Origin of the sequence: Pseudomonas putida (assembly GCF_022627325.1) — a bacterium.
GTDB lineage: Bacteria > Pseudomonadota > Gammaproteobacteria > Pseudomonadales > Pseudomonadaceae > Aquipseudomonas > Aquipseudomonas putida_X.
Map to the genome: position 1 here is coordinate 156,611 of NZ_JAETZZ010000007.1, position 21,496 is coordinate 178,106.

Annotated in this window: 18 protein-coding genes; 11 read left to right on the forward strand and 7 right to left on the reverse strand. The window is 63.8% G+C overall.

Translation table 11 applies throughout. From position 1 onward, the window contains the following. Window positions 1-59: 59 nt before the first annotated feature. The 6 genes from JNA92_RS13130 to JNA92_RS13155 all read left to right on the forward strand — a co-directional run bounded on the left by JNA92_RS13130 (window position 60) and on the right by JNA92_RS13155 (window position 7,849). Window positions 60-2,312, forward strand: a complete 2,253-nt coding sequence (locus JNA92_RS13130) for a heavy metal translocating P-type ATPase (protein ID WP_241805055.1) — start codon at window positions 60-62, stop codon at window positions 2,310-2,312. Window positions 2,313-2,450: 138 nt separating this feature from the next. Beyond that, window positions 2,451-3,320 (forward strand): LysR family transcriptional regulator, encoded by an 870-nt coding sequence (locus JNA92_RS13135; RefSeq protein ID WP_241805056.1) that lies wholly within the window; start codon window positions 2,451-2,453, stop codon window positions 3,318-3,320. Window positions 3,321-3,436: 116 nt separating this feature from the next. Further along, window positions 3,437-4,495: a putative 2-aminoethylphosphonate ABC transporter ATP-binding protein gene (locus tag JNA92_RS13140; protein ID WP_241805057.1), complete on the forward strand. Its 1,059-nt coding sequence runs from the start codon at window positions 3,437-3,439 to the stop codon at window positions 4,493-4,495. A gap of 1 nt (window position 4,496) precedes the next feature. Continuing rightward, on the forward strand, window positions 4,497-6,212 hold the full coding sequence (locus JNA92_RS13145) for a putative 2-aminoethylphosphonate ABC transporter permease subunit (RefSeq protein WP_241805058.1): 1,716 nt from the start codon (window positions 4,497-4,499) through the stop codon (window positions 6,210-6,212). A 30-nt stretch (window positions 6,213-6,242) separates the two neighbouring features. Further along, window positions 6,243-7,268: a putative 2-aminoethylphosphonate ABC transporter substrate-binding protein gene (locus tag JNA92_RS13150; protein WP_241805059.1), complete on the forward strand. Its 1,026-nt coding sequence runs from the start codon at window positions 6,243-6,245 to the stop codon at window positions 7,266-7,268. Window positions 7,269-7,285: 17 nt separating this feature from the next. Beyond that, window positions 7,286-7,849: a phosphonate degradation HD-domain oxygenase gene (locus JNA92_RS13155; protein WP_241805060.1), complete on the forward strand. Its 564-nt coding sequence runs from the start codon at window positions 7,286-7,288 to the stop codon at window positions 7,847-7,849. A 49-nt stretch (window positions 7,850-7,898) separates the two neighbouring features. Here the strand turns inward: JNA92_RS13155 and JNA92_RS13160 are convergent, their stop codons facing one another. Both JNA92_RS13160 and JNA92_RS13165 read right to left on the reverse strand, forming a co-directional pair. Next, a complete protein-coding gene (locus JNA92_RS13160) occupies window positions 7,899-9,263 on the reverse strand; it encodes a GTPase/DUF3482 domain-containing protein (protein ID WP_241805061.1) in 1,365 nt (454 codons plus the stop codon). Further along, on the reverse strand, window positions 9,256-10,647 hold the full coding sequence (locus JNA92_RS13165; RefSeq protein ID WP_241805062.1) for a DUF2868 domain-containing protein: 1,392 nt from the start codon (window positions 10,645-10,647) through the stop codon (window positions 9,256-9,258). The genes JNA92_RS13160 and JNA92_RS13165 overlap by 8 nt, the downstream gene beginning before the upstream one ends. A gap of 54 nt (window positions 10,648-10,701) precedes the next feature. Between JNA92_RS13165 and JNA92_RS13170 the strand changes: the two genes are divergently transcribed. Then, window positions 10,702-11,220 (forward strand): dihydrofolate reductase, encoded by a 519-nt coding sequence (locus JNA92_RS13170; protein WP_241805063.1) that lies wholly within the window; start codon window positions 10,702-10,704, stop codon window positions 11,218-11,220. Window positions 11,221-11,252: 32 nt separating this feature from the next. Here the strand turns inward: JNA92_RS13170 and JNA92_RS13175 are convergent, their stop codons facing one another. Then, a complete protein-coding gene (locus tag JNA92_RS13175; RefSeq protein WP_241805064.1) occupies window positions 11,253-12,644 on the reverse strand; it encodes an L-cystine transporter in 1,392 nt (463 codons plus the stop codon). A gap of 241 nt (window positions 12,645-12,885) precedes the next feature. On the opposite strand from JNA92_RS13175, the gene JNA92_RS13180 reads away from it, so the two are divergent. Next, complete coding sequence (locus JNA92_RS13180) at window positions 12,886-13,941, forward strand: haloacid dehalogenase-like hydrolase (RefSeq protein WP_241805065.1); 1,056 nt, start codon at window positions 12,886-12,888, stop codon at window positions 13,939-13,941. A gap of 126 nt (window positions 13,942-14,067) precedes the next feature. On the opposite strand, the gene ilvD is transcribed toward JNA92_RS13180, so the two are convergent. After that, window positions 14,068-15,909, reverse strand: coding sequence for a dihydroxy-acid dehydratase (gene ilvD, locus JNA92_RS13185; RefSeq protein WP_016393334.1), 1,842 nt, complete (start codon window positions 15,907-15,909; stop codon window positions 14,068-14,070). A 479-nt stretch (window positions 15,910-16,388) separates the two neighbouring features. Here ilvD and mgtE point away from each other — a divergent pair, with 479 nt between their 5' ends. Beyond that, complete coding sequence (gene mgtE / locus JNA92_RS13190) at window positions 16,389-17,444, forward strand: magnesium transporter (RefSeq protein WP_241805066.1); 1,056 nt, start codon at window positions 16,389-16,391, stop codon at window positions 17,442-17,444. A gap of 39 nt (window positions 17,445-17,483) precedes the next feature. On the opposite strand, the gene JNA92_RS13195 is transcribed toward mgtE, so the two are convergent. Then, the gene (locus tag JNA92_RS13195; RefSeq protein ID WP_046787023.1) at window positions 17,484-18,680 is read right to left on the reverse strand and encodes a class I SAM-dependent rRNA methyltransferase; all 1,197 of its coding nucleotides are present in this window, start codon (window positions 18,678-18,680) and stop codon (window positions 17,484-17,486) included. 209 nt (window positions 18,681-18,889) lie between these two features. Between JNA92_RS13195 and JNA92_RS13200 the strand changes: the two genes are divergently transcribed. Continuing rightward, entirely contained in the window at window positions 18,890-19,708 is an 819-nt protein-coding gene (locus tag JNA92_RS13200) for an HDOD domain-containing protein (protein WP_241805187.1), read from the forward strand. Window positions 19,709-19,711: 3 nt separating this feature from the next. Further along, a complete protein-coding gene (mutM, locus tag JNA92_RS13205; RefSeq protein WP_241805067.1) occupies window positions 19,712-20,524 on the forward strand; it encodes a bifunctional DNA-formamidopyrimidine glycosylase/DNA-(apurinic or apyrimidinic site) lyase in 813 nt (270 codons plus the stop codon). A 58-nt stretch (window positions 20,525-20,582) separates the two neighbouring features. Here the strand turns inward: mutM and JNA92_RS13210 are convergent, their stop codons facing one another. Continuing rightward, window positions 20,583-20,834 carry a YfhL family 4Fe-4S dicluster ferredoxin gene (locus tag JNA92_RS13210; protein WP_009683359.1) on the reverse strand — a complete coding sequence of 84 codons (252 nt, stop codon included), beginning with the start codon at window positions 20,832-20,834 and terminating at the stop codon, window positions 20,583-20,585. Between the two features lie 107 nt (window positions 20,835-20,941). Further along, window positions 20,942-21,421, reverse strand: a complete 480-nt coding sequence (coaD, locus tag JNA92_RS13215; RefSeq protein WP_039601221.1) for a pantetheine-phosphate adenylyltransferase — start codon at window positions 21,419-21,421, stop codon at window positions 20,942-20,944. Window positions 21,422-21,496 lie beyond the last annotated feature (75 nt).

Sequence of the window (21,496 nt, forward strand, 5' to 3'; positions counted from 1 at the left end):
GACCCTATAGTGGCTACAGGGTGTTCACTTGGCAACAGGTGCTCACTAAGGATGACCCCATGAACCAGCCTGTCAGCCACGAACACGTGCATGACCATGACCATGACCACGTCAACGCCAATAAAAGCCATTGCCACGACGCCCATGCACACAGTTGCTGCGGGTCCCGTGCGGCACCTGCGTTCGTGCAACTGAGCGAAAAGGCCAGTGGTCAGGCCCGCCTCAGCCGTTTTCGCATACAAGCCATGGACTGCCCGACAGAACAGACCCTGATCCAGGACAAGCTCGGCAAGCTGGCCGGCATCGAGCAGCTGGAGTTCAACCTGATCAACCGCGTACTGGGCGTGCGCCATACCCTGGAGGGCACTACTGAGATCGAGCGGGCCATCGAAAGCCTGGGTATGAAGGCAGAACCGCTGGCTGCAGAGGATGAGGGTGGCGCCTTTGCGCCAGCCAAGACTCGCTGGTGGCCATTGGCATTGTCCGGCGTCGCGGCGATCGCCGCCGAAATAATCCATTTCAGCGCCTTAGCGCCTGAGTGGGTGGTAGCCGCGCTGGCGCTGGCCGCGATCCTTGGCTGTGGCCTGGGCACCTACAAGAAGGGCTGGATTGCCCTGAAGAACCGCAACCTGAACATCAACGCGCTGATGAGCATTGCCGTGACCGGTGCCGTGCTGATCGGCCAATGGCCTGAGGCGGCCATGGTCATGGTGCTGTTCACCATCGCCGAACTGATCGAGGCGCGTTCACTTGACCGTGCGCGCCATGCCATCAGTGGCCTGATGCAGCTTACGCCGGACATGGCCACGGTGCAGCAGGCTGACGGCCAATGGCGTGAGGCCCCGGTGCGCGATGTGGCGATCGGTGCCCTCGTGCGCGTGCGCCCCGGTGAGCGTATCGGCCTGGACGGGGAGGTGGTCAGTGGGCAATCCAGCGTCGATCAGGCGCCGATCACCGGCGAGAGCCTGCCTGTGGAAAAGGCCCCTGGCGACAAGTTGTTCGCCGGTACCATCAACCAGGCCGGCGCGCTCGAGTACCGGGTAACGGCCGTGGCGGGGCATTCCACATTGGCCCGTATCGTCAAGGCCGTGGAGGAGGCGCAGGGCGCCCGCGCGCCTACCCAACGTTTCGTCGATACCTTCTCGCGCATCTACACCCCTGTGGTTTTCGCCCTGGCTTTGGCCGTAGCGCTCATCCCGCCGCTGCTGATGGCCGGCGCCTGGTTCGACTGGGTCTACCGCGCTTTGGTGCTGCTGGTGGTGGCCTGCCCCTGTGCCTTGGTGATTTCCACGCCGGTGACCATTGTAAGTGGCCTGGCGGCTGCGGCGCGCAAGGGGATCCTGATCAAAGGTGGCGTGTACCTGGAAGGGGGCCGCAAGCTGGATTTCCTGGCCCTGGACAAAACCGGCACCCTTACCCACGGCAAACCGGTGCAGACCGATACCAAGGTGCTCGACCCCTTGTTCGAAGGCCGCGCCCAGGCACTGGCGGCAAGCCTGGCCGAGCGCTCAGACCACCCGGTATCGGCTGCCATCGCCCAGTTCGCCAGGGCGCAGGGGCTTCAACTGAGTGAGGTCAGCGGGTTCGCTGCCTTGGCCGGGCGGGGTGTGCGCGGTGATATCGATGGCGAAACCTATCACCTGGGCAACCATCGCCTGGTCGAAGAGCTTGGCTTGTGCTCACCGCAGCTCGAAGCGCAGCTGGACCAACTCGAGCGTCAAGGCAAGACGGTGGTGCTGTTGCTCGACCGCTCTGGCCCGTTGGCGCTGTTCGCCGTTGCCGACACGGTCAAGGACAGCAGCCGCGAGGCCATCGCCGATTTGCACGCGCTTGGCATCAAGACTGTCATGCTGACCGGCGACAATCCTCACACTGCCCAGGCCATCGCTGCCCAGGTCGGTATCGACCGCGCCGAAGGCAACCTGCTCCCTGCCGACAAACTGAGCACGATCGAGCAGCTCTACGCCCAGGGGCACCGGGTTGGCATGGTCGGTGATGGCATCAACGATGCGCCGGCGCTGGCCCGCGCCGAGATCGGTTTCGCCATGGCGGCTGCCGGTACCGACACCGCCATCGAGACCGCCGATGTGGCACTGATGGATGACGACTTGCGCAAAATCCCGGCCTTCGTCAGGCTGTCGCGGCAAAGTGCGGCGATACTGAAACAGAACATCGTTCTGGCGTTAGGTATCAAGGCCATCTTCCTGGCGTTCACCTTTGCCGGCATGGCCACGTTGTGGATGGCAGTGTTCGCCGACATGGGCGTAAGCCTGCTGGTGGTGTTCAACGGTCTGCGCCTGTTGCGCAAGTAGCAGCGGCAAGCTGCAAGCTTCAAGCGGCAAGCTGATCGAGGTGGAATCGAGATTTATGAAACTACACAGGACTGCCTCAGCTTGCGGCTTGCAGCTTGGCGCTTGCCGCTGCCGAGCCCGCAGCTGCGGAGCCCGCAAATGCTGAGTGCCGAGCTCAAAGCCTTCTACATGGTGGCCCGCCTGGGCAGCATCACCCTGGCGGCGAAGAAGCTTGGCCTGAGCCAGCCGACGGTGACAACCCAGATCCGCAATCTCGAAAGCCAGTACGCGGTGGAGCTGTTCTACCGCGGCGGGCGGCGCCTGGTGCTGAGCGAAGAGGGCGTGCGCCTGCTGCCGATGGTCAAGGCGCTGCTGCAACAGGAAGCCGACATCGAGTTCGAACTGCGCAACAGCGGCCATGCCCAAGGCAACCTGCGCATCGCTGCCACCGCGCCGTATTACATCCTCGATCTGGTGAAGATTTTCCGTGAGCGCTTGCCACAGGTGGGCGTGGCCGTGGAGATCGGTAATTCGCAGCAAGTGCTGGAGATGCTGGAAGACTACCGCGTCGATCTCGCCGCCTCCTCACAGTTGCTAGAGGATGCGCGCCTGGTCAGGCGGGTGCTGGGTACCGATCCGCTGGTAGTGGCGGTGCACCGCAATCACCCGCTGGCGCACCGTCAGGTGGTCTCGATCGAGGTGGTGGCAGGGCAATGCCTGCTGATGCGCGAAAAAGGCTCGACCACGCGCAAGCTCACCGAAGAAATGATGCAAGGCGCTGGGGTGAAGGCCGAAGCGGTGCTGGAAATCGGCAGCCGCGAGTCGATCCGTGAGGCGGTGCTGCGTAATATCGGCATCAGCGTGATTGCCCGGCACGAGGTGCCGCACAATCCGGAGCTGCGGGTGCTGACCCTGGAAGACGCGCCGGTGATGCACGAGTACCTGTATTGCCTGAAAGAAAGACGCCAGGCCCGCTTGCCGGCAGCCTTCCTCGGGGTAGCGCAGGAAGTGGTGGGGTCGCAGTTCTAGCCAGCAACGCCACTACAAAATCTGCCTATACCACTATCGCCCGCTTTTGCCTCACCGCCACAGAACCTTCGCACAGCCTTCCTAGCATGGCCACATCTGCTCGATGAGGCTTTGCCATGAACCACGCCACCCCAGGCGCACACATGAAAGTGCGCGGTATTCACAAGCGCTTCGGCGCCTTCACGGCGCTGAACGATGTCTCCCTGGATATCGCTGCGGGCGAACTGGTCTGCCTGCTCGGCCCCTCGGGCTGTGGCAAGACCACGCTGCTGCGCTGCATCGCCGGCCTCGAGCGCCAGGACCGTGGTGAGCTGTTCATTGGCGAGCGTGACATCTCCGAACTGCCGCCACAGGCGCGTGATTACGGCATTCTGTTCCAGTCCTACGCGCTGTTCCCCAACCTCACCGTCGAAGCCAACATCGCCTACGGGCTGACCGGCAGCGGCCGGGATGCAAGCCGCCAGCGTGTGGGCCAGATGCTCGAACTGGTCGGCCTGACCGGCAGCGAAAAGAAATACCCCGGCCAGCTATCCGGCGGCCAGCAGCAGCGCGTGGCCCTGGCCCGTGCGTTGGCGCCGTCGCCTTCGCTGTTGTTGCTCGATGAGCCGATGTCGGCTCTGGATGCGCGAGTGCGTGAGCACCTGTGCACCGAATTGCGCCAGCTGCAGCGCCAATTGGGCATCACCACCCTGATGGTCACCCACAACCAGGACGAAGCCATGCTGATGGCTGACCGCATTGCGGTGATGAACAACGGCCAGGTCGAGCAGTACGCCACGCCGCAGGAAATCTACGATCAGCCCGCCACACCCTTCGTCGCGGAATTCGTCGGCCAGGGCAACTGGCTGCCGTTCCAACGCACGGGCGACAGCTCCGCCCAGGTCGGCGGCATCAGCATGCGTCTGGCATCGGGGGCGCCGCGAGCCAGCAGTGGCCGGTTGTTCTGCCGCCCGGAGGCGATCACCGTCAACCCGGTGGTGCAGGAGGAAAACCTGTTCCCGGCCAAGGTCCGCGAGATCACCTTCCTCGGCAACCGCTGCCGCATGAGCTTCGAGCTCCAGGCCCTGCCGGGCCACGCCCTGCTCGCCGAGCTGGCGCCAGAAGCCATGCCGCGTCTGGGCTCGCAGGACATCTGGGTGGCGCTGCCGCCGCAGAGCCTGCAGGTGTTTGCCTGAGATGGGCGCGTCAATGTCGCTGCCGCTCACCCAGGCCAAGCGCGGTGATGTCGCCTTGGGGGACCGCCTGTTCGTCGTCGGTGGCAAAAGCCTGCTGCTGTTCATGCTGCTGCTTGCGGTGCTGATGCCATTGCTGGCGATCTTCTGGCGTGGCTTCAGTGGCGATGCCGGCCAGGGCGGTGGCCTGCACGCGGCCCGTGAGCTGTTCGCCAGCGCGAATTTCCACTGGCTGCTCGGTAACAGCCTGTCGGTGGCCCTGACCGTTGCCGCGATCGTGATCCCGCTGGCCTACCTGTTCGCCTACGCCCTGCAACGCACGCTGATCCCGGCCAAGGGCCTGTGGCGGGGGATTTCGCTGTTGCCGTTACTGGCGCCGTCGATGCTGCCGGCCATTGCCCTGGTGTATCTGTTCGGCAACCAGGGCCTGCTGCGTGGGCTGCTCAGCGACAATATCTATGGCTTCTGGGGCATCGTCCTGGGTGAGGCCATCTACACCTTCCCGCATGCGCTGATGATTCTGCTGTCGGCCTTGTCGCTGGCCGATGCGCGGCTGTTCGACGCTGCCTCCAGCATGGGCGCCGGGTCATGGCGGGCGTTTTGCAGCATCACCTGGCCGGCCACGCGCCAGGCCGTGTTCGCGGCCTTCTGCCTGGTGTTCACCCTGACCATCACCGATTTCGGTGTGCCGGTGGTTGTCGGTGGCGACTACCAGGTGCTGGCTCTGGAGGCTTACAAAGCGGTCGTAGGCCAGCAGCAATTTGGCCGGGGTGCATTGATCGGCATGGTGCTGCTGGTGCCGGCATTGCTCAGCTTCGCGGTGGACGCCTGGCTGCGTCGTCGCCAGGGCGAGTCCATGAACGGCCGCGCCCAGGTGTTCGAGCCCAAGCCGTCGCGCGGCCGCGATGCCTGCTACCTGGCCATCGTCGTGCTGGTGTGCGTGGCGCTGGTGGGGGTGATCGGCATGGCGGTGTACTCGTCGCTGGTGACCTTCTGGCCCTACAACATGACCCTGTCGTTCAAGCATTACATGTTCGAGGACACCGCAGGGGGCGGCTGGCTGGCGTATCGCAACAGCGTGACCATGGCCCTGGGCACCGCCCTGATCGGCAGCATCGTGATCTTCGCCGGTGCCTACCTGATGGAGAAAACCCCGGGGCAGCGCCTGCTCAATCAGGCACTGCGCCTGCTCAGCTTCATCCCCATGGCGGTGCCGGGGCTGGTGCTGGGCCTGGGTTATGTCTTCTTCTTCAACCTCAATGGCAACCCACTGCATGTGTTCTACGGCGGCATGGGGCTGCTGGTGGTATGCACCATCGCCCATTACCTGACCACCGCGCAGATGACCGCCACTACCGCGCTACGCCAGCTCGATGGCGAGTTCGAGGCCGCCGCGCTGTCGCTCAAGGCGCCGCTGTACAAGCACTTCGTGCGGGTCACCGTGCCGATCTGCCTGCCTGCGCTGCTGGACATCATCCGCTACCTGTTCGTCTCGGCGATGACCACCGTTTCGGCGGCGATCTTCCTGTATAGCCCGGACACCATCCTCGCCGCCGTCGCCGTGCTGAACATGGACGATGCCGGCAACGTGGGTGGCGCTGCCGCCATGTCGACCTTGATCCTGCTGACCAGCGCCGCTGCATCCCTGCTGCTGGCCGGTGCTTCTCGCGGCCTGCTGCGCCGCTCCCAGGCCTGGCGCCAGCGCGCGCCTGGCCATTGACCGACTGCCCACTCTGATAGGAACCGCATCATGTTCAAGCCCCTTGCACTTGCCGCTGCCGTATCCGCTGTATTCAGCCTGCAGGCCTCGGCCGCCAGCACGCAGCTGACCGTCTACACCGCCCTGGAAGCCGAGCAGCTCAGGAGCTACAAGCAGGCCTTCGAAAAGGCCAACCCGGACATCGAGATCAAGTGGGTGCGTGACTCCACCGGCATCATCACCGCCAAGCTGCTGGCCGAGAAAGACCGTCCGCAGGCCGATGCGGTGTGGGGGCTGGCGGCTTCCAGCCTGGCCATCCTCGACCAGAACGGCATGCTTGAAGCCTATGCACCGAAAGATCTGGGCACGATCTCCGCGAACTACCGTGACGCCGCCAACCCGCCAGCCTGGGTCGGCATGGACGTCTGGGCCGCGACGATCTGCTTCAACACCATCGAGGCTCAGAAGCAGGGCCTGAGCAAGCCGGTGAGCTGGCAGGACCTGACCAAGCCGGAGTACAAGGGCAAGATCGTGATGCCGAACCCGGCGTCGTCCGGTACCGGCTTCCTGGATGTGAGCGCGTGGCTGCAGACCTTTGGCGAGCCGCAAGGCTGGGCTTACATGGACGCGCTGCACCAGAACATCGGCCAGTACGTCCATTCCGGCTCCAAGCCGTGCAAGCTGGCAGCGGCGGGCGAGTTCCCGATCGGTATATCGTTCGAATACCCGGCCGTGCAGCTCAAGCGCCAGGGCGCACCTCTGGACATCGTCCTGCCGAAAGAAGGGCTAGGCTGGGAAATCGAGGCGACCGCGCTGATCAAAGGCTCGCCAAAGGTTGAAGCCGCCAAGCGTCTGGCCGACTTCTCGGCAAGCCCGGCGGCGATGGAGCTGTACAAGGAGAACTTCGCCGTGCTCGCTGCACCAGGCATTGCCAAACCGCAGACCGAACTCCCGGCCGACTATGAACAGCGCCTGATCAAGAACGACTTTGCCTGGGCCTCGAAGAACCGTGACCAGATCCTGGCCGAGTGGCGCAAGCGCTACGATGGCAAGTCGGAGAAAGTAGCGCAGCAGTAACCCGAGGAAGCCATTGGATGACCACGCCAGTCCAGATTATCGACAACACGTTCGCCCTGTATGACCGCCACGGCAGCGACGACTACATCGGCGAAGCCATCACCCAGCTGGAGCACATGTCCCAGGCTGCGCAATTGGCCATGGAAGAAGGCTTCGACGACGACGTGGTGCTGGCCGCGTTCTTCCACGATATTGGCCACCTGTGTGGCGGTGAAGGCGACATGGGCGGTTATGGCGTGGTCAGCCACGAGCGCATCGGCGCTGAATACCTGCGTCGCTGCGGTTTTGGCGAGCGCATGGCGCGGCTGGTGGAGTATCACGTCGAGGCCAAACGGTATCTGACGCTGCGCAAGCCGGGTTATTACACACTGCTGAGCGAGGCCAGTCGGCGGACGCTTGAGTATCAGGGTGGCGTGATGACTGAAGCGCAGGCGGATGCCTTTGAGCGGGATCCGCTGTTCAGCGTGAGTTTGCGCATGCGGGAGTGGGATGAGCGGGCCAAGGAGGTTGGCGTGCCAGTGGTTGATCTGGCGGCATTGAAACGCAAGGCGTTGGCGTTGCTTCAAAAGGATGCTGCCTGAGCGGGCCTCTTTGCGGGGCGAGCCTGCGAATAGGGCCTGCCAGGCAGCATCAAATCTGCAAAACCAGCGCCTCCAACTGCTCCTGCCGCTCTGGCTGATTCAGCCGCGCCCCAGGGTTGAGCGTGGACCACTGCGGATGTGCCCTGGCCTTGCTCAAGGCCTCGGGCAGCTTGCCTTCGCGCCAAGCCTTTTCATCCAGCTCACCGAGGCGAATGCTGTTCTGCGCCGCATGCCCGCGGCTGTCCAGCGCAACCATCAGCTGCTGCTGACGCAACGCCAGCAAGCGCAGCACGGTATCGTCCACGGTCAGTTCGCGCTGGCCCTTCAATTTCCCCAGCAATCTAGCGCCATAATTGCGCGCAGTCTGCAGCGCGCCCCCGGCAATGGCGCCGGCCAGTGCTGCAGCACCTAGCGTGATACCACCGACCAGCAAATCAACGCCTGCACCGGCCGCGGCGCCCGCCGCCACGCCGCTGCCCAGGCGCACGCCGAGCAACTTCAGCGTTTCGGGGTTGAACAAGTCATCGCCCCAGCGCCCATCCAGCAACGGCAGGTCCCCGGCATTGGCATCCTCGCGGCGGAACGCATAGAGCTTGAGCAACGCCTCTACACAACGCTGCTCACGTTGGCGTACGTCCTGGCGCAGCGTTTCGATAGCCTTGGCCTCGGCTGCCGGCTCGGCTGCAACGCTGCGCCGGCAAGCGGCGCAGTCCAGCAGCAACTCGGCGATCAGCCGCTTGCCGCTTTGCTGGCGAGCGAGGCGCTGCGCCTGTTGGTCGTCGATCAACCGCTGCAGCGCAGGGCGGGCGTCCTCCAGCAGCAAGGCCAGGCTTTCGTAAAGGCGACGTTCGCCGTCCTCCGGGGGCGCCACGCTGTCGAACCGCACCAGCGCATGCAGGCCCAGGCGGGCCAGGGCATCACGCCATTCGGGTTCACGATGCTGGCTGCTGGCGACGAAGTTGAGCACCGGCAACAGCGGTTTGCCGCAACTGGCCAGTACTTCCAGTTCATCGCGGTATTTGGCCAGCACCGGCTCGCGGGCGTCGATCACATACAGGCCGGCGTTGCTGGCCAGCAACTGGCGCAGCACCTTGGCCTCCTGCTCGAAGCGCTGGCGCGCCTCGCTGCCTTGCAGAAAGCGCTCCAGGCGTGCCGGGCCGTCGAGGCGCTCGCCCGGGCGCTCCAGGCGCTCCAGGTAATCGAGCAGGGCGATGGCATCTTCCAGGCCCGGGGTGTCGTACAGTTCGAGCAGCGCTTGGCCGTCCACCGACAGGCGTGCGCCTTCGACGTGGCGGGTAGTGCTTGGGCGATGGGACACCTCGCCGAAGCCTACATCGCGGGTAAGCGTGCGCAGCAACGAGGTCTTGCCGACATTGGTGTGGCCGACCACGGCCAGTTTCAGCGGCTCAGTCATGGCCATGCTCCAGCCAGGTCAGCGGTGAGGTGTCAGCGTGAGGCAGGCCGAGGCGCTCCAGTGCTTCGTGCCAGTCGCCCAGGCGCTCGGCGTCCAGGGCCTGGCCGGGTGCCGCCTGCAGCAACCAGATGCGCGTGGCGCCGGCATTGCGTGCCAGTTCGGCCAGCAGCGCGAGGCTGCCACGGTCCGGCGAACGGCGCGGGTCGCAGGCGATCGCCAGGCGCGCCGGGGGGAAGCGGCTGAGCTGTTCGAGCAGGCGGTTGCGCGACTCGCGGCTGTCGAGCACCCCGGCGTCGGTCACGCCCTTGCTCAGGGCAGGGGGCCACGGGCGCTGGTCGTCCAGTTCCAGCCCGACCAACAGGGCGCCGCTGCTGCCGGAATCCAATTGGCCAGCCTGGAATTGGGGCAGGGAGTGGGGCGCCGTATCTTGCACGCCGATACGTTCGCTGCGCGGCATCAACGCTTCACGCAGTTGCGCATAGCCGGGCAGGCTGAGGTCCAGGGCCAGGCGTTGGCGGCCCTGGCGCCAGCGCCACAGGCACAGCCCGGCCAGCAGCACACGGGGCAGCAGGCCATACACCAGCACCACGCCGAGCAGCCAGCTGGCCCACGCCTGGCGGGCGATGTCGAGGGCGGGCAGGGTGTCGCCGCTGAGGCGGATCATGCTCTCGTCCGGCACGGCGAAGCCGAGCAGCGAGGGCAGGGCGCCGAGGGCTTGGGTCAGGTTGACGAAGGGGTCGGCAGCGAGCAGCGTGGTCTCCCAGACGAAGCCATAGCGCCGTGTGGCGAGCAGTGCCAGCAACAGCGCCAGCGCGCTGAGCATGGCCAGCGCCCACAAGCTGTGGACCAGCAGGCCAAGCAGCCAGCGGTTCAGGCGCTGGCGTTGCAGCAGCACCAGCAGCGCCGGGGCCAGGTGCGCGGCCTTGGCATCGCGGGCGAAGCGTTCGCTCAGCCACAACCACAGCCGCCCGAGGTTGGCGCCGTGTTCGCCGCTTAGCACCAGGCCTGCAGCCCATCCCAGCAGCATCAGCAGGTTCAGCCCGAGCAGACTGCCCAGGGCCCAGAATACGTTGACCGGGCGTTGCCCGTCGCCCAAGGCGGCAAAGGCCATGCCGGCGCCACTGACGACGGCCAGCAGCGTCAACGCCAGCAGCGCCAGGCGTGCGCCTTGCTTCCAGCGCTGCAAGGCGGTGCTGATGCCATCGCGTTCCGCCAGGAACATTGCCCGTGCTTCGATGCGCGCGGCCAGGTCGCCCCCGTGCTGGCGGGCGTGGCGGTTGGCTTCCTGGTCTTCCAGGGGGCCGGCGTGTTCCTCGCGCAGGCGTATCGCTTCGGTGAGCCAGCGCTTGTCCAGTGGAGTCGGTCCAGTCACAAGGTCTTCCATTGCACGGTTCAGGGCGCAAGCATAACCCACTGCGGGTTTGCTATCCTCGCCGGCATGACTACCTCACTCCCTCTCAGCCTGATTGCGGCGCTCGCCGAGAACCGCGTGATCGGCATCGACAACTCCATGCCCTGGCACTTGCCGGGGGACTTCAAGTACTTCAAGGCCACCACCTTGGGCAAGCCGATCATCATGGGCCGCAAGACCTGGGATTCGCTCGGCCGGCCGTTGCCAGGGCGCCTGAACCTGGTGGTCAGCCGTCAGCCGGGCCTGGTGCTGGCCGGCGCCGAAGTGTTCGCCTCGCTGGAAGATGCGCTGCTGCGCGCCGAACAATGGGCGCGTGAGCAAGGCGTCGATGAGCTGATGCTGATCGGCGGCGCGCAGTTGTATGCCCAGGCGTTGGACAAAGGCCTGGTCAGCCGCATGTACCTGACCCGGGTGGAACTGGAGCCGCAAGGCGATGCCTGGTTCCCTGAGTTCGACAAGGGGCAATGGCGGCTGGCTTCAAGTGAGCCGCAGGCCGGACCGGACACGCCTGCTTATCACTTCGAGGTGTGGAACAAGCGTGGTTGAAAGGGGGGCTGCAGCAGCGGCCCCCCTTCATTTCAGGAGTGGCTCAGCTCGGCATGCTCATCGCCGGCCAGCACATCCTTGTCGGTTTCTTTGAGCAGTTGGCTGGTCACCACGCCCGCCGTCATCGACCCGTTCACGTTCAGCGCCGTGCGGCCCATGTCGATCAGCGGCTCGACTGAAATCAGCAGCGCCACCAGTTCCACTGGCAGGCCCATGGCCGGCAGTACGATCAGCGCCGCGAAGGTCGCACCACCGCCCACACCGGCAACGCCCGCTGAGCTCAGGGTGACGATCGCCACCAGGGTCGCGACCCACAGCGGGTCGAACGTATCGATGCCTACGGCCGGGGCTACCATTACCGCCAACATGGCCGGGTACAGGCCGGCGCAGCCGTTCTGGCCGATGGTGGTGCCGAACGATGCGCTGAAGCTGGCGATCGACTGCGGCACGCCCAGGCGGCGGGTTTGCGCTTCGATGTTCAGCGGGATGCTGGCGGCGCTGGAGCGGCTGGTGAAGGCGAAGGTCAGCACTGGCCAGACCTTGCGGAAGAAGCGCAGCGGGCTGACGCCGGTGGCGGCGAGGATGATGCCGTGCACCACGAACATCAGGCCCAGGCCGATGTACGACACCACCACGAAGCTGCCCAGTTTGAGGATGTCATCCAGGTTGGAGCTGGCCACGACCTTGGTCATCAGCGCCAGCACGCCATAGGGGGTGAGCTTCATCACTACGCGCACCAGGCGCATCACCCAGGCTTGCAGGGTGTCGATGGCCGACAAGGCCCGCTGGCCCTTTTCGGCATCGTCCTTGATCAGCTGCAACGCGGCCAGCCCGACGAACACGGCGAAGATCACCACGCTGATGATCGAGGTCGGTTTGGCCCGCGCCAGGTCGCCTACCGGGTTGCTGGGGATGAACGACAGCAGCAATTGCGGGATGTTGAGGTCGGCGACCTTGCCCGCGTAATCGCTGTGGATAACGTGCATGCGTGCACTTTCCTGGGCACCGGCGACCAGGCCTTCGGCGCTCAGGCCGAACAGGTTGGTCAGGACGATGCCGATCAGCGCAGCGATGGCGGTGGTCAGCAGCAGGGTGCCGATGCTCAGCACGCTGATGCGGCCCAGTGAAGAGGCATTGTGCAGGCGGGCCACGGCGCTGAGGATCGAGGCGAAGATCAGCGGCATGACGATCATCTGCAGCAAGCCGACGTAGCCGTTGCCGACCAGGTCGAGCCAGCCGATGGTGGCTTTGAGGACCGGGTGGCCTGCACCGTAGATCGTGTGCAGGACCAAGCCGAAACCTACGCCCAGTGCCAGGCCCAGCAGGACTTTCTTGGCCAGGCTCCAGTCAGTATGGCGAGTTTGCGCCAGGCCCAGCAGCAAGGCCAGGAACACCAGCAGGTTGAGAGACAGCGGCAGGTTCATTGAAGCTCCAGGAAAAAGCAGAAGAGGCATCGCCTCTGTGAGCGATTGCGAACGGAAATGCTAACAGCCTGAAAACAAACGAATTTATACCCAAAAGTAATTGGATTAGTCGTTTATGGAATAACAGGCTGTCGCTAATAGCAATGAACACGACGTTTACCATTGTGTGAACGTCGTAGTGAAAGGGGGCACGGGTGGATTGTTGGTCTAGTTTTTCCCGGTCACTTCAGGAGATTGATATATGAAGTTTGCTCCGAAAGCCTGGGCCATCGGTTTGTCCCTGCTGTTCAGTATCGAAAGCGGAGCCACCGAGCTCAAGCATTGGCCAGCCGAGGCGGCCAAGCAGCTCGACGCGATGATCGCCGCCAATGCCAACAAGGGTAACTACGCGGTGTTCGACATGGACAACACCAGCTACCGCTACGACCTTGAGGAAGCCTTGCTGCCGTTCATGGAAAACAAGGGCCTGCTGAGCCGTGAAAAGCTCGACCCTTCACTCAAGCTGATCCCGTTCAAAGACACCGCAGAGCACAAGGAAAGCCTGTTCAGTTATTACTATCGCCTGTGCGAAATCGACGACATGGTCTGCTACCCGTGGGTGGCTCAGGTGTTCTCGGGCTTCACACTGAAAGAGCTGAAAGTGCAGGTCGATGAGCTGATGGCGTCTGCCAAACCTGTCCCCAGCACCTACTTTGACGGTGACCAGGTAAAAGCCATCGAGGTGCAACCCCCCAAGGTCTTCGCCGGCCAGGCCGAGCTTTACAACAAGCTGATGGAAAATGGCATCGAGGTGTATGTCATTTCGGCCGCCTCCGAAGAGCTGGTACGCATGGTGGCGTCCGACCCCAAGTATGGCTACAACGTGAAACCGCAGAACGTCATTGGCGTCAGCCTGCTGCTCAAGGACCGTACCAACGGCCACTTGACCACCGCACGCAAGCAGATCAGTGAAGGCAAGTACGATGCGACGGCCAACGCTGGCCTGGAACTGACCCCCTACCTATGGACGCCGGCGACATGGATGGCGGGCAAGCAAGCGGCGATCCTCACCTACATCGATGAGTGGAAGAAGCCGGTGCTGGTGGGGGGTGATACCCCGACCAGTGATGGCTACATGCAGTTTCATGGCGTGGACGTTGGCAAGGGCGGCATCCACCTGTGGATAAACCGCAAGGCCAAGTACATGGACCAGTTGAACGGGATGATCGCCAAAAACGCGGCGGCCCAGGCCAAGGCGGGGTTGCCGGTGACAGCAGACAAGAATTGGGTGGTGGTCACACCGGAGCAGATTCAGTAGGCCATTGGGGCTGTGCAACGCCTCGCCGGCAGGCCAGCGCCCCATACCTGTGGGCGCTGGCCTGCCAGCGATGGGCCGCAGAGCGGCCCCAAATCGCTTGACTGACTCGTATCAGCGCTCAGGGCCTCACAGCCCTTCCAGCATCGCCTTGTTGCGCACCGCACCCTTGTCGGCACTGGTCGCCAGCAGGGCGTAGGCCTTCAGCGCGGTGGTCACCTTGCGTGGGCGCACTTCGGCCGGTTTCCAGCCTTTCTTGTCCTGCTCCACGCGGCGCGCAGCCAGCTCTTCATCGCTGACCTGCAGGTTGATCGAACGGTTGGGGATGTCGATCAATACCTTGTCGCCGTCACGTACCAGGCCGATCGCGCCGCCAGCAGCGGCCTCGGGCGAGGCGTGGCCGATCGACAGGCCCGAGGTACCACCCGAGAACCGGCCATCGGTGAGCAACGCACAGGCTTTACCCAGGCCTTTGGATTTCAGGTACGAAGTCGGGTAGAGCATTTCTTGCATGCCCGGGCCGCCTTTCGGGCCTTCATAGCGGATGATGACGATGTCACCAGCCTTCACTTCGTCGGCGAGGATGCCGCGCACGGCGCTGTCCTGGCTTTCGAAGATCTTGGCGTTGCCTTCGAACACATGGATCGACTCATCGACACCTGCGGTTTTCACCACGCAGCCATCCAGGGCGATGTTGCCGTACAGCACGGCCAGCCCGCCTTCCTGTGAGTAAGCGTGTTCGAAGCTGCGAATGCAGCCGTTTTCACGGTCGTCGTCCAGGGTTTCCCAACGGGTCGACTGGCTGAAGGCCGTCTGGGTCGGGATACCCGCCGGGCCGGCTTTGAAGAAGGTGTGCACCGCTTCATCGTCGGTTTGGGTGATATCCCACTTGGCGATGGCTTCTTCCATGCTGCGGCTGTGAACCGTCGGCAGGTCGGTGTGCAGCAGGCCGCCACGGGCCAGCGAACCGAGGATGCTGAAGATGCCGCCGGCGCGGTGCACGTCTTCCATGTGGTACTTCTGGATGTTCGGCGCCACTTTGCACAGCTGCGGCACTTTGCGCGACAGGCGGTCGATGTCGCGCAGGTCGAACGCCACTTCGCCTTCCTGGGCTGCGGCCAGCAGGTGCAGGATGGTGTTGGTCGAGCCGCCCATGGCGATGTCGAGCATCATGGCGTTTTCGAACGCCTTGAAGTTGGCGATGCTGCGCGGCAGGACCGATTCGTCGTTCTCGCCGTAGTAGCGCTTGCACAGCTCGACGATGGTGCGCCCGGCAGTGAGGAACAACTGCTCACGGTCGGCGTGGGTGGCCAGGGTCGAGCCGTTGCCCGGCAGGGCCAGGCCCAGGGCCTCGGTCAGGCAGTTCATCGAGTTGGCGGTGAACATGCCGGAGCACGAACCGCAGGTCGGGCAGGCGCTGCGCTCGTATTCGGCGACTTTTTCGTCGGACGCCGTGGAGTCCGCGGCGATGACCATGGCGTCGACCAGGTCCAGGCCGTGGCTGGCCAGTTTGGTCTTGCCGGCTTCCATCGGGCCACCGGAAACGAAGATCACCGGGATGTTCAGGCGCAGGGCAGCCATCAGCATGCCGGGGGTGATCTTGTCGCAGTTGGAGATGCACACGATGGCGTCGGCGCAGTGGGCGTTGACCATGTATTCCACGGCGTCGGCAATGATCTCGCGGCTTGGCAGCGAGTACAGCATGCCGTCGTGGCCCATGGCGATGCCGTCATCGACCGCGATCGTGTTGAATTCCTTGGCCACGCCACCGGCGCGTTCGATTTCGCGGGCGACCAGCTGGCCCAGGTCCTTCAGGTGCACGTGCCCCGGGACGAACTGGGTGAACGAGTTGGCGATGGCGATGATCGGTTTCTTGAAGTCTTCGTCCTTCATCCCGGTGGCGCGCCACAGGGCACGGGCGCCGGCCATGTTGCGGCCTTGGGTGGAAGTCTTGGAACGATAATCAGGCATGAAGCACTCCTGGCGGCTTAATCAGGTCACAAAAAGGGGAGTGAGCTTCTCTTTTCCTATGCGCCTCAGGCCGGTTGCCACTGGCACGGATGGGGCCGAAGACACTACGGGATCGCCGCGTGCTCGACCAGAGCTCATAAACCCGCCGGGGATGACTGGCGATGAATAGCCCGATTCTACACCGCTGGCGCGGTGAGGGAATGGCGATGTGTCTGGGCGGTGGTTCGGGAAGTGTGACCGGCACTTTGTAGGACCCATCCGAAAAGCCCGATGCGCTGCTGACAGGTGCGTCCTGGCTGCTTATGATCCGCCGCGCCGCATGTGCGGCTTCACGAGACACTACCTCAATGGACCTTCCCAGTTTCAGTTCTTACAGAACCTGCAAATTGGCGCTGAGCGCGCCGTCGTCAGGGCTTGCGAAGGCTTGAGTCGATCAGGCTGAGGTTCGCGGGTGCCTGTGTCGGCGCCTGGAGAATCTCATGCAACACACGTCCGATTTCGTCGTTTCCCCGCTCGACCTGCGTCAGGCTGCCCAGGCGCGGCGTGATGGCCTGCTTCATCCTGAAGGCTACGTCGAAGGCACTGCCGGCTACCTGATGACCAGCGAGTATTCGTGCCTGGATGCCGGCCTCACTGCCAGCCAGGCGATCGACATGCTGCGCCGTGAGGCTGCAGATGCCGAAACCATCTATCAGTCCTATGTGCTCGACGAGAGCCGCAACCTGCTGGGTACGCTTTCCCTGCGCGAGCTGATCCTTGCCGCGCCTGAACAGCCGATCGAGCAACTCATGGTGCGCAAGGTCATCTACGTATTCACCTCGACCCGTCAGGAGGAAGTGGCGCGGTTGATCCGCGAGCACGACCTGCTGGCGCTGCCGGTGCTGGATCAGGCCGGCCGGCTGGTGGGCCTGGTGACCTGCGATGACGCACTCGATGTGGTTGTCGAAGAGGCTACCGAAGACTTCCACAAGGGCGCATCCATCACCAACCACGTGGGCAACCTCAGGGACGCCACTGTCAGCCTGCTGTACCGCAAGCGGGTGCTGTGGCTGGTGCTGCTGGTGTTTGGCAATCTGTTTTCGGGGGCGGGGATCGCGGCATTCGAGGAAACCATCGCCGCGCATATCGTCCTGGTGTTCTTCCTGCCCCTGTTGGTGGACAGCGGTGGCAACGCGGGCGCGCAATCGGCGACTTTGATGGTGCGTGGCCTGGCGACGGGCGAGGTGGTGATGCGCGACTGGTTGCGCATGCTGGCACGTGAATGCGCGGTGGCGCTGGCGCTGGGCGGCACCATGGCGGTGGCGGTGGCATCGCTGGGGGCGCTGCGCGGTGGGACGGAGGTCGCCTTGATCGTTGCCAGCAGCATGCTGGTGATCGTCCTGCTAGGCAGCCTGATTGGCATGAGCCTGCCCTTCATGTTCACCAGGCTCAAGCTTGACCCGGCCACTGCCAGCGGGCCGCTGGTGACTTCGATCGCCGATGCGGCAGGGGTACTGGTGTACTTCGGTATCGCTTCTTACGTGCTGGGCATCTGAGGCACCCAGGGGGCGGCAACGCGGCCCCCTGGGCGTGAATCAGCTGTTGGGCAGCAGCCGGCAGGTAATGCTCTTGATGTAGCGGGTTTCCGCGATGGCCGGGTGAACCGGGTGGTCCGGGCCTTGGCCGCCGCGCTCGAGCATTTGCAGGTTGCGGTCCAAGTGGCGGGCGCTGGTCAGCAGGATGTTGTTCAGGTCGTCCTCGGGCAAGTGCATCGAGCACGAGGCGCTGACCAGGATGCCATCCTTGGTCAGCATGCGCATGGCCTGTTCGTTGAGGCGGCGGTAAGCGGCCTCGCCGTTTTTCAGGTCTTTCTTGCGCTTGATGAACGCGGGTGGGTCGGCAATGATCACGTCGAAGCGCTCTTCTGCGGCCTTCAGCTCGCGCAGTGCCTCGAATACATCACCTTCGATGCAGGTCAGTTTTTCGCTGATGCCATTGAGCGCGGCATTACGTTCCACGCCATCCAGGGCAAAGCCTGAGGCATCCACACAGAACACTTCGCTGGCGCCGAATGCGCCGGCCTGCACGCCCCAGCCACCGATGTAGCTGAACAGGTCGAGCACACGCTTGCCTTTGACGTAGGGCGCCAGGCGTGCGCGGTTCATGCGGTGGTCATAGAACCAGCCGGTCTTCTGGCCTTCGCGTACCGGCGCTTCGAACTTCACGCCGTTTTCTTCCAGCGGGACCCAGTCCGGCACTTCGCCGTAGACGGTTTCGACATAACGCTGCAAGCCTTCGGCGTCACGGGCGGCGGAGTCGTTCTTGAACAGGATGCCGCTGGGCTTGAGCACCTGGACCAGGGCGGCGATCACGTCGTCCTTGTGCAGCTCCATGGTGGCGGAGGCCAGCTGTACCACGAGAATGTCGAAGAAGCGGTCGACCACCAGGCCCGGCAGCAGGTCAGAATCACCGTAGACCAGGCGGTAGCACGGCTGGTCGAACAGGCGCTGGCGCAGGGACAGGGCGACGTTGAGGCGGTGTACCAGCAGCGACTTGTCCAGCGGCAGCTTGGCATCGCGCGACAGCAGGCGGGCGCAGATCAGGTTGTTCGGGCTCAGCGCCACGATGCCCAGCGGCTTGCCGTTGGCAGCCTCGAGAATTGCCTGTTGGCCGGCCTGAAAGCCCTGCAGCGGCGTCGCGGTGACATCGACTTCGTTGCTGTAGACCCACAGGTGGCCGGCGCGCAGGCGGCGGTCGGCATTGGCTTTGAGGCGAAGGCTGGGCAGGGACATGACGTCGCTCCGGGAAAAAAGAGCGGGAGTATAACCGGTTGGCCCTTGATTCGGTGCAGGGCACGACAAAGTGCCCTGCCTGTTCGCCAGCACAAGCGCTACAAGTCGAGCGAGCTACAGGGTTAGAATCGCTCGTCCACAAAGAGTATGTACGTATGTCCCAAGAACTCAGCGCCGAACAGATCCAGCAAGCCTTGCAAGGCATTACCATCCCGCCGCAACCGCAGATCATGGTCGACCTGCAGTTCGAGCAGTACATGCCCGACCCGGACCTGGAAACCATCGCCAAGCTGATTTCCCAGGATCCGGGCCTGTCCGGTGCCTTGCTCAAGCTGGTCAACTCGCCGCACTTCGGGCTGTCCAACAAGATCGGTTCGATCCAGCGTGCGGTGAACCTGCTGGGTAGCCGTTCGATCATCAACCTGATCAACGCCCAGTCGATCAAGGGCGAGATGAGCGACGAGACCATCGTTACCCTCAACCGCTTCTGGGACACTGCCCAGGATGTGGCCATGACCTGCCTGACACTGGCCAAGCGCACCGGCATCCAGGCGGCGGACGAGGCCTACACCCTGGGGCTGTTCCATGATTGCGGCATCCCGCTGATGCTCAAGCGTTTCCCCAGCTACATGGATGTCCTGGAGGAGGCTTACGCCAAGGCTGATGCGCAAACCCGGGTGGTCGACACCGAGAACCGTGCATTCAATACCAATCATTCGGTGGTCGGCTATTTCACCGCCAAGTCCTGGCGGCTGCCGGAGCACATCAGCGCGGCCATCGCCAACCACCACAATGCCTTGGCCGTGTTCCGCGAGGAGTCGCTGCGCAACACCCAGAGCCAGCTGAAGAACCTGCTGGCGGTGCTCAAGATGGCCGAACACATCTGCGCGTCCTACCGTGTGTTGGGCAACCAGCCTGTCGACCACGAGTGGCATGCGGTCGGCCCGCTGGTACTGGACTATATCGGTTTGTCGGAGTACGACTTCGAGAACCTCAAACAGACCATTCGCGAGCTGGGCGGGCACTGATTCATGCCGGAATTACCCGAAGTCGAAACCACGCGGCGCGGTATCGCGCCGCATCTGGAAGGCCAGCGGGTCAGCCGCGTGGTGGTGCGAGACCGGCGCTTGCGCTGGCCAATCCCCGAGGACCTGGACGTGCGTTTGTCCGGGCAGCGTATTCTCAGCGTCGAGCGGCGCGCCAAATACCTGCTGATCAACGCCGAGGTGGGCACCTTGATCAGCCATCTGGGCATGTCGGGCAACCTGCGCCTGGTGCAGATGGGGCTACCGGCGGCCAAGCATGAGCACGTCGACATCGAGCTGGAGTCAGGGCTGGTGCTGCGCTACACCGATCCGCGTCGTTTCGGCGCCATGCTCTGGAGCCTCGACCCGCTCAATCATGAGTTGCTGCTGCGCCTGGGCCCAGAGCCGTTGACCGACCTGTTCGATGGCGAGCGCCTGTTCCAGCTGTCCCGCGGGCGGACGATGGCAGTCAAGCCGTTCATCATGGATAACGCGGTGGTGGTGGGTGTGGGCAATATCTACGCGACCGAGGCGTTGTTCGCCGCCGGTATCGACCCGCGCCGTGAGGCGGGTGGGATATCCCGTAGCCGCTACCTGAAGCTGGCCATCGAGATCAAGCGCGTGCTGGCGGCTGCCATCGAGCAAGGGGGCACGACGTTGCGCGACTTCATTGGCGGCGACGGGCAGCCGGGTTACTTCCAGCAGGAACTGTTCGTCTACGGCCGGGGCGGGCTGCCGTGCAAGCTGTGCGGCACTACCTTGCGTGAGGCCAAGCTTGGGCAACGGGCCAGCGTTTACTGCCCACGTTGCCAGCGGTGAATGGTATGGCCCAATCGCCGGTTTAGCAGCGATTGGGCCATACGCAGCAGCGCAGCGATCACGCCTTGCCGGTGATCCGGCGGTACTTGGCCATCAACTGCTCTTCGGTTTCCGGGTGCGCCTCATCCAGCGGGATGCAGTCGACCGGGCAGACCTGCTGGCACTGCGGCTCGTCATAATGACCCACGCACTGGGTGCACAGGTTCGGATCGATCACGTAGATCTCTTCGCCTTGGGAGATGGCCTCGTTCGGGCACTCGGGTTCGCAGACGTCGCAGTTGATGCAATCGTCGGTGATAATCAGGGACATGGGGACTCCGGCCGGGGCTCACCGCCCGGGCATGTTCAACGCAATGGGCACAATTGTGCCGCATTCGCGCCCGCAGTGCACGCGGGCGCGATAATCAGCGCTCAGGCTTACTTCTTGAAGCGTTCAGTTAACGCTTCGGCCACCACTGGGTGCACGAATTTGGTGATGTCGCCTCCCAGCGCAGCGATTTCCCGGACCAAGGTCGAAGAAATGAACGAATAGCGCTCCGACGGCGTGAGGAACAGGCTTTCGACCTCAGGCGCGAGTTGCCGATTCATGTTCGCCAACTGGAACTCGTATTCGAAGTCGGACACCGCCCGCAGCCCCCGCAAGAAGACGTTGGCGCCCTGTTCCTTGGCAAAATGCGCAAGCAGGGTGGAGAAGCCGATGACTTCGACATTGGGCAAGTGCCTGGTGACCTCACGGGCCAGCGCTACACGTTGCTCCAGCGGGAACAGCGGGTTCTTCTTCGGGCTGGCTGCCACAGCGATGATCACGTGGTCGAACAGCCGCGAGGCGCGCTCGACCAGGTCGCCATGGCCCTTGGTAATAGGGTCGAAAGTACCCGGGTACAACACTCGGTTCATCGCGTCATCCTGGCTGGAGTGCGTTGGGGAGTCGGATGGTAGCGCAGCGTTTGCGCCCGGCCAAGTCATGCGGCC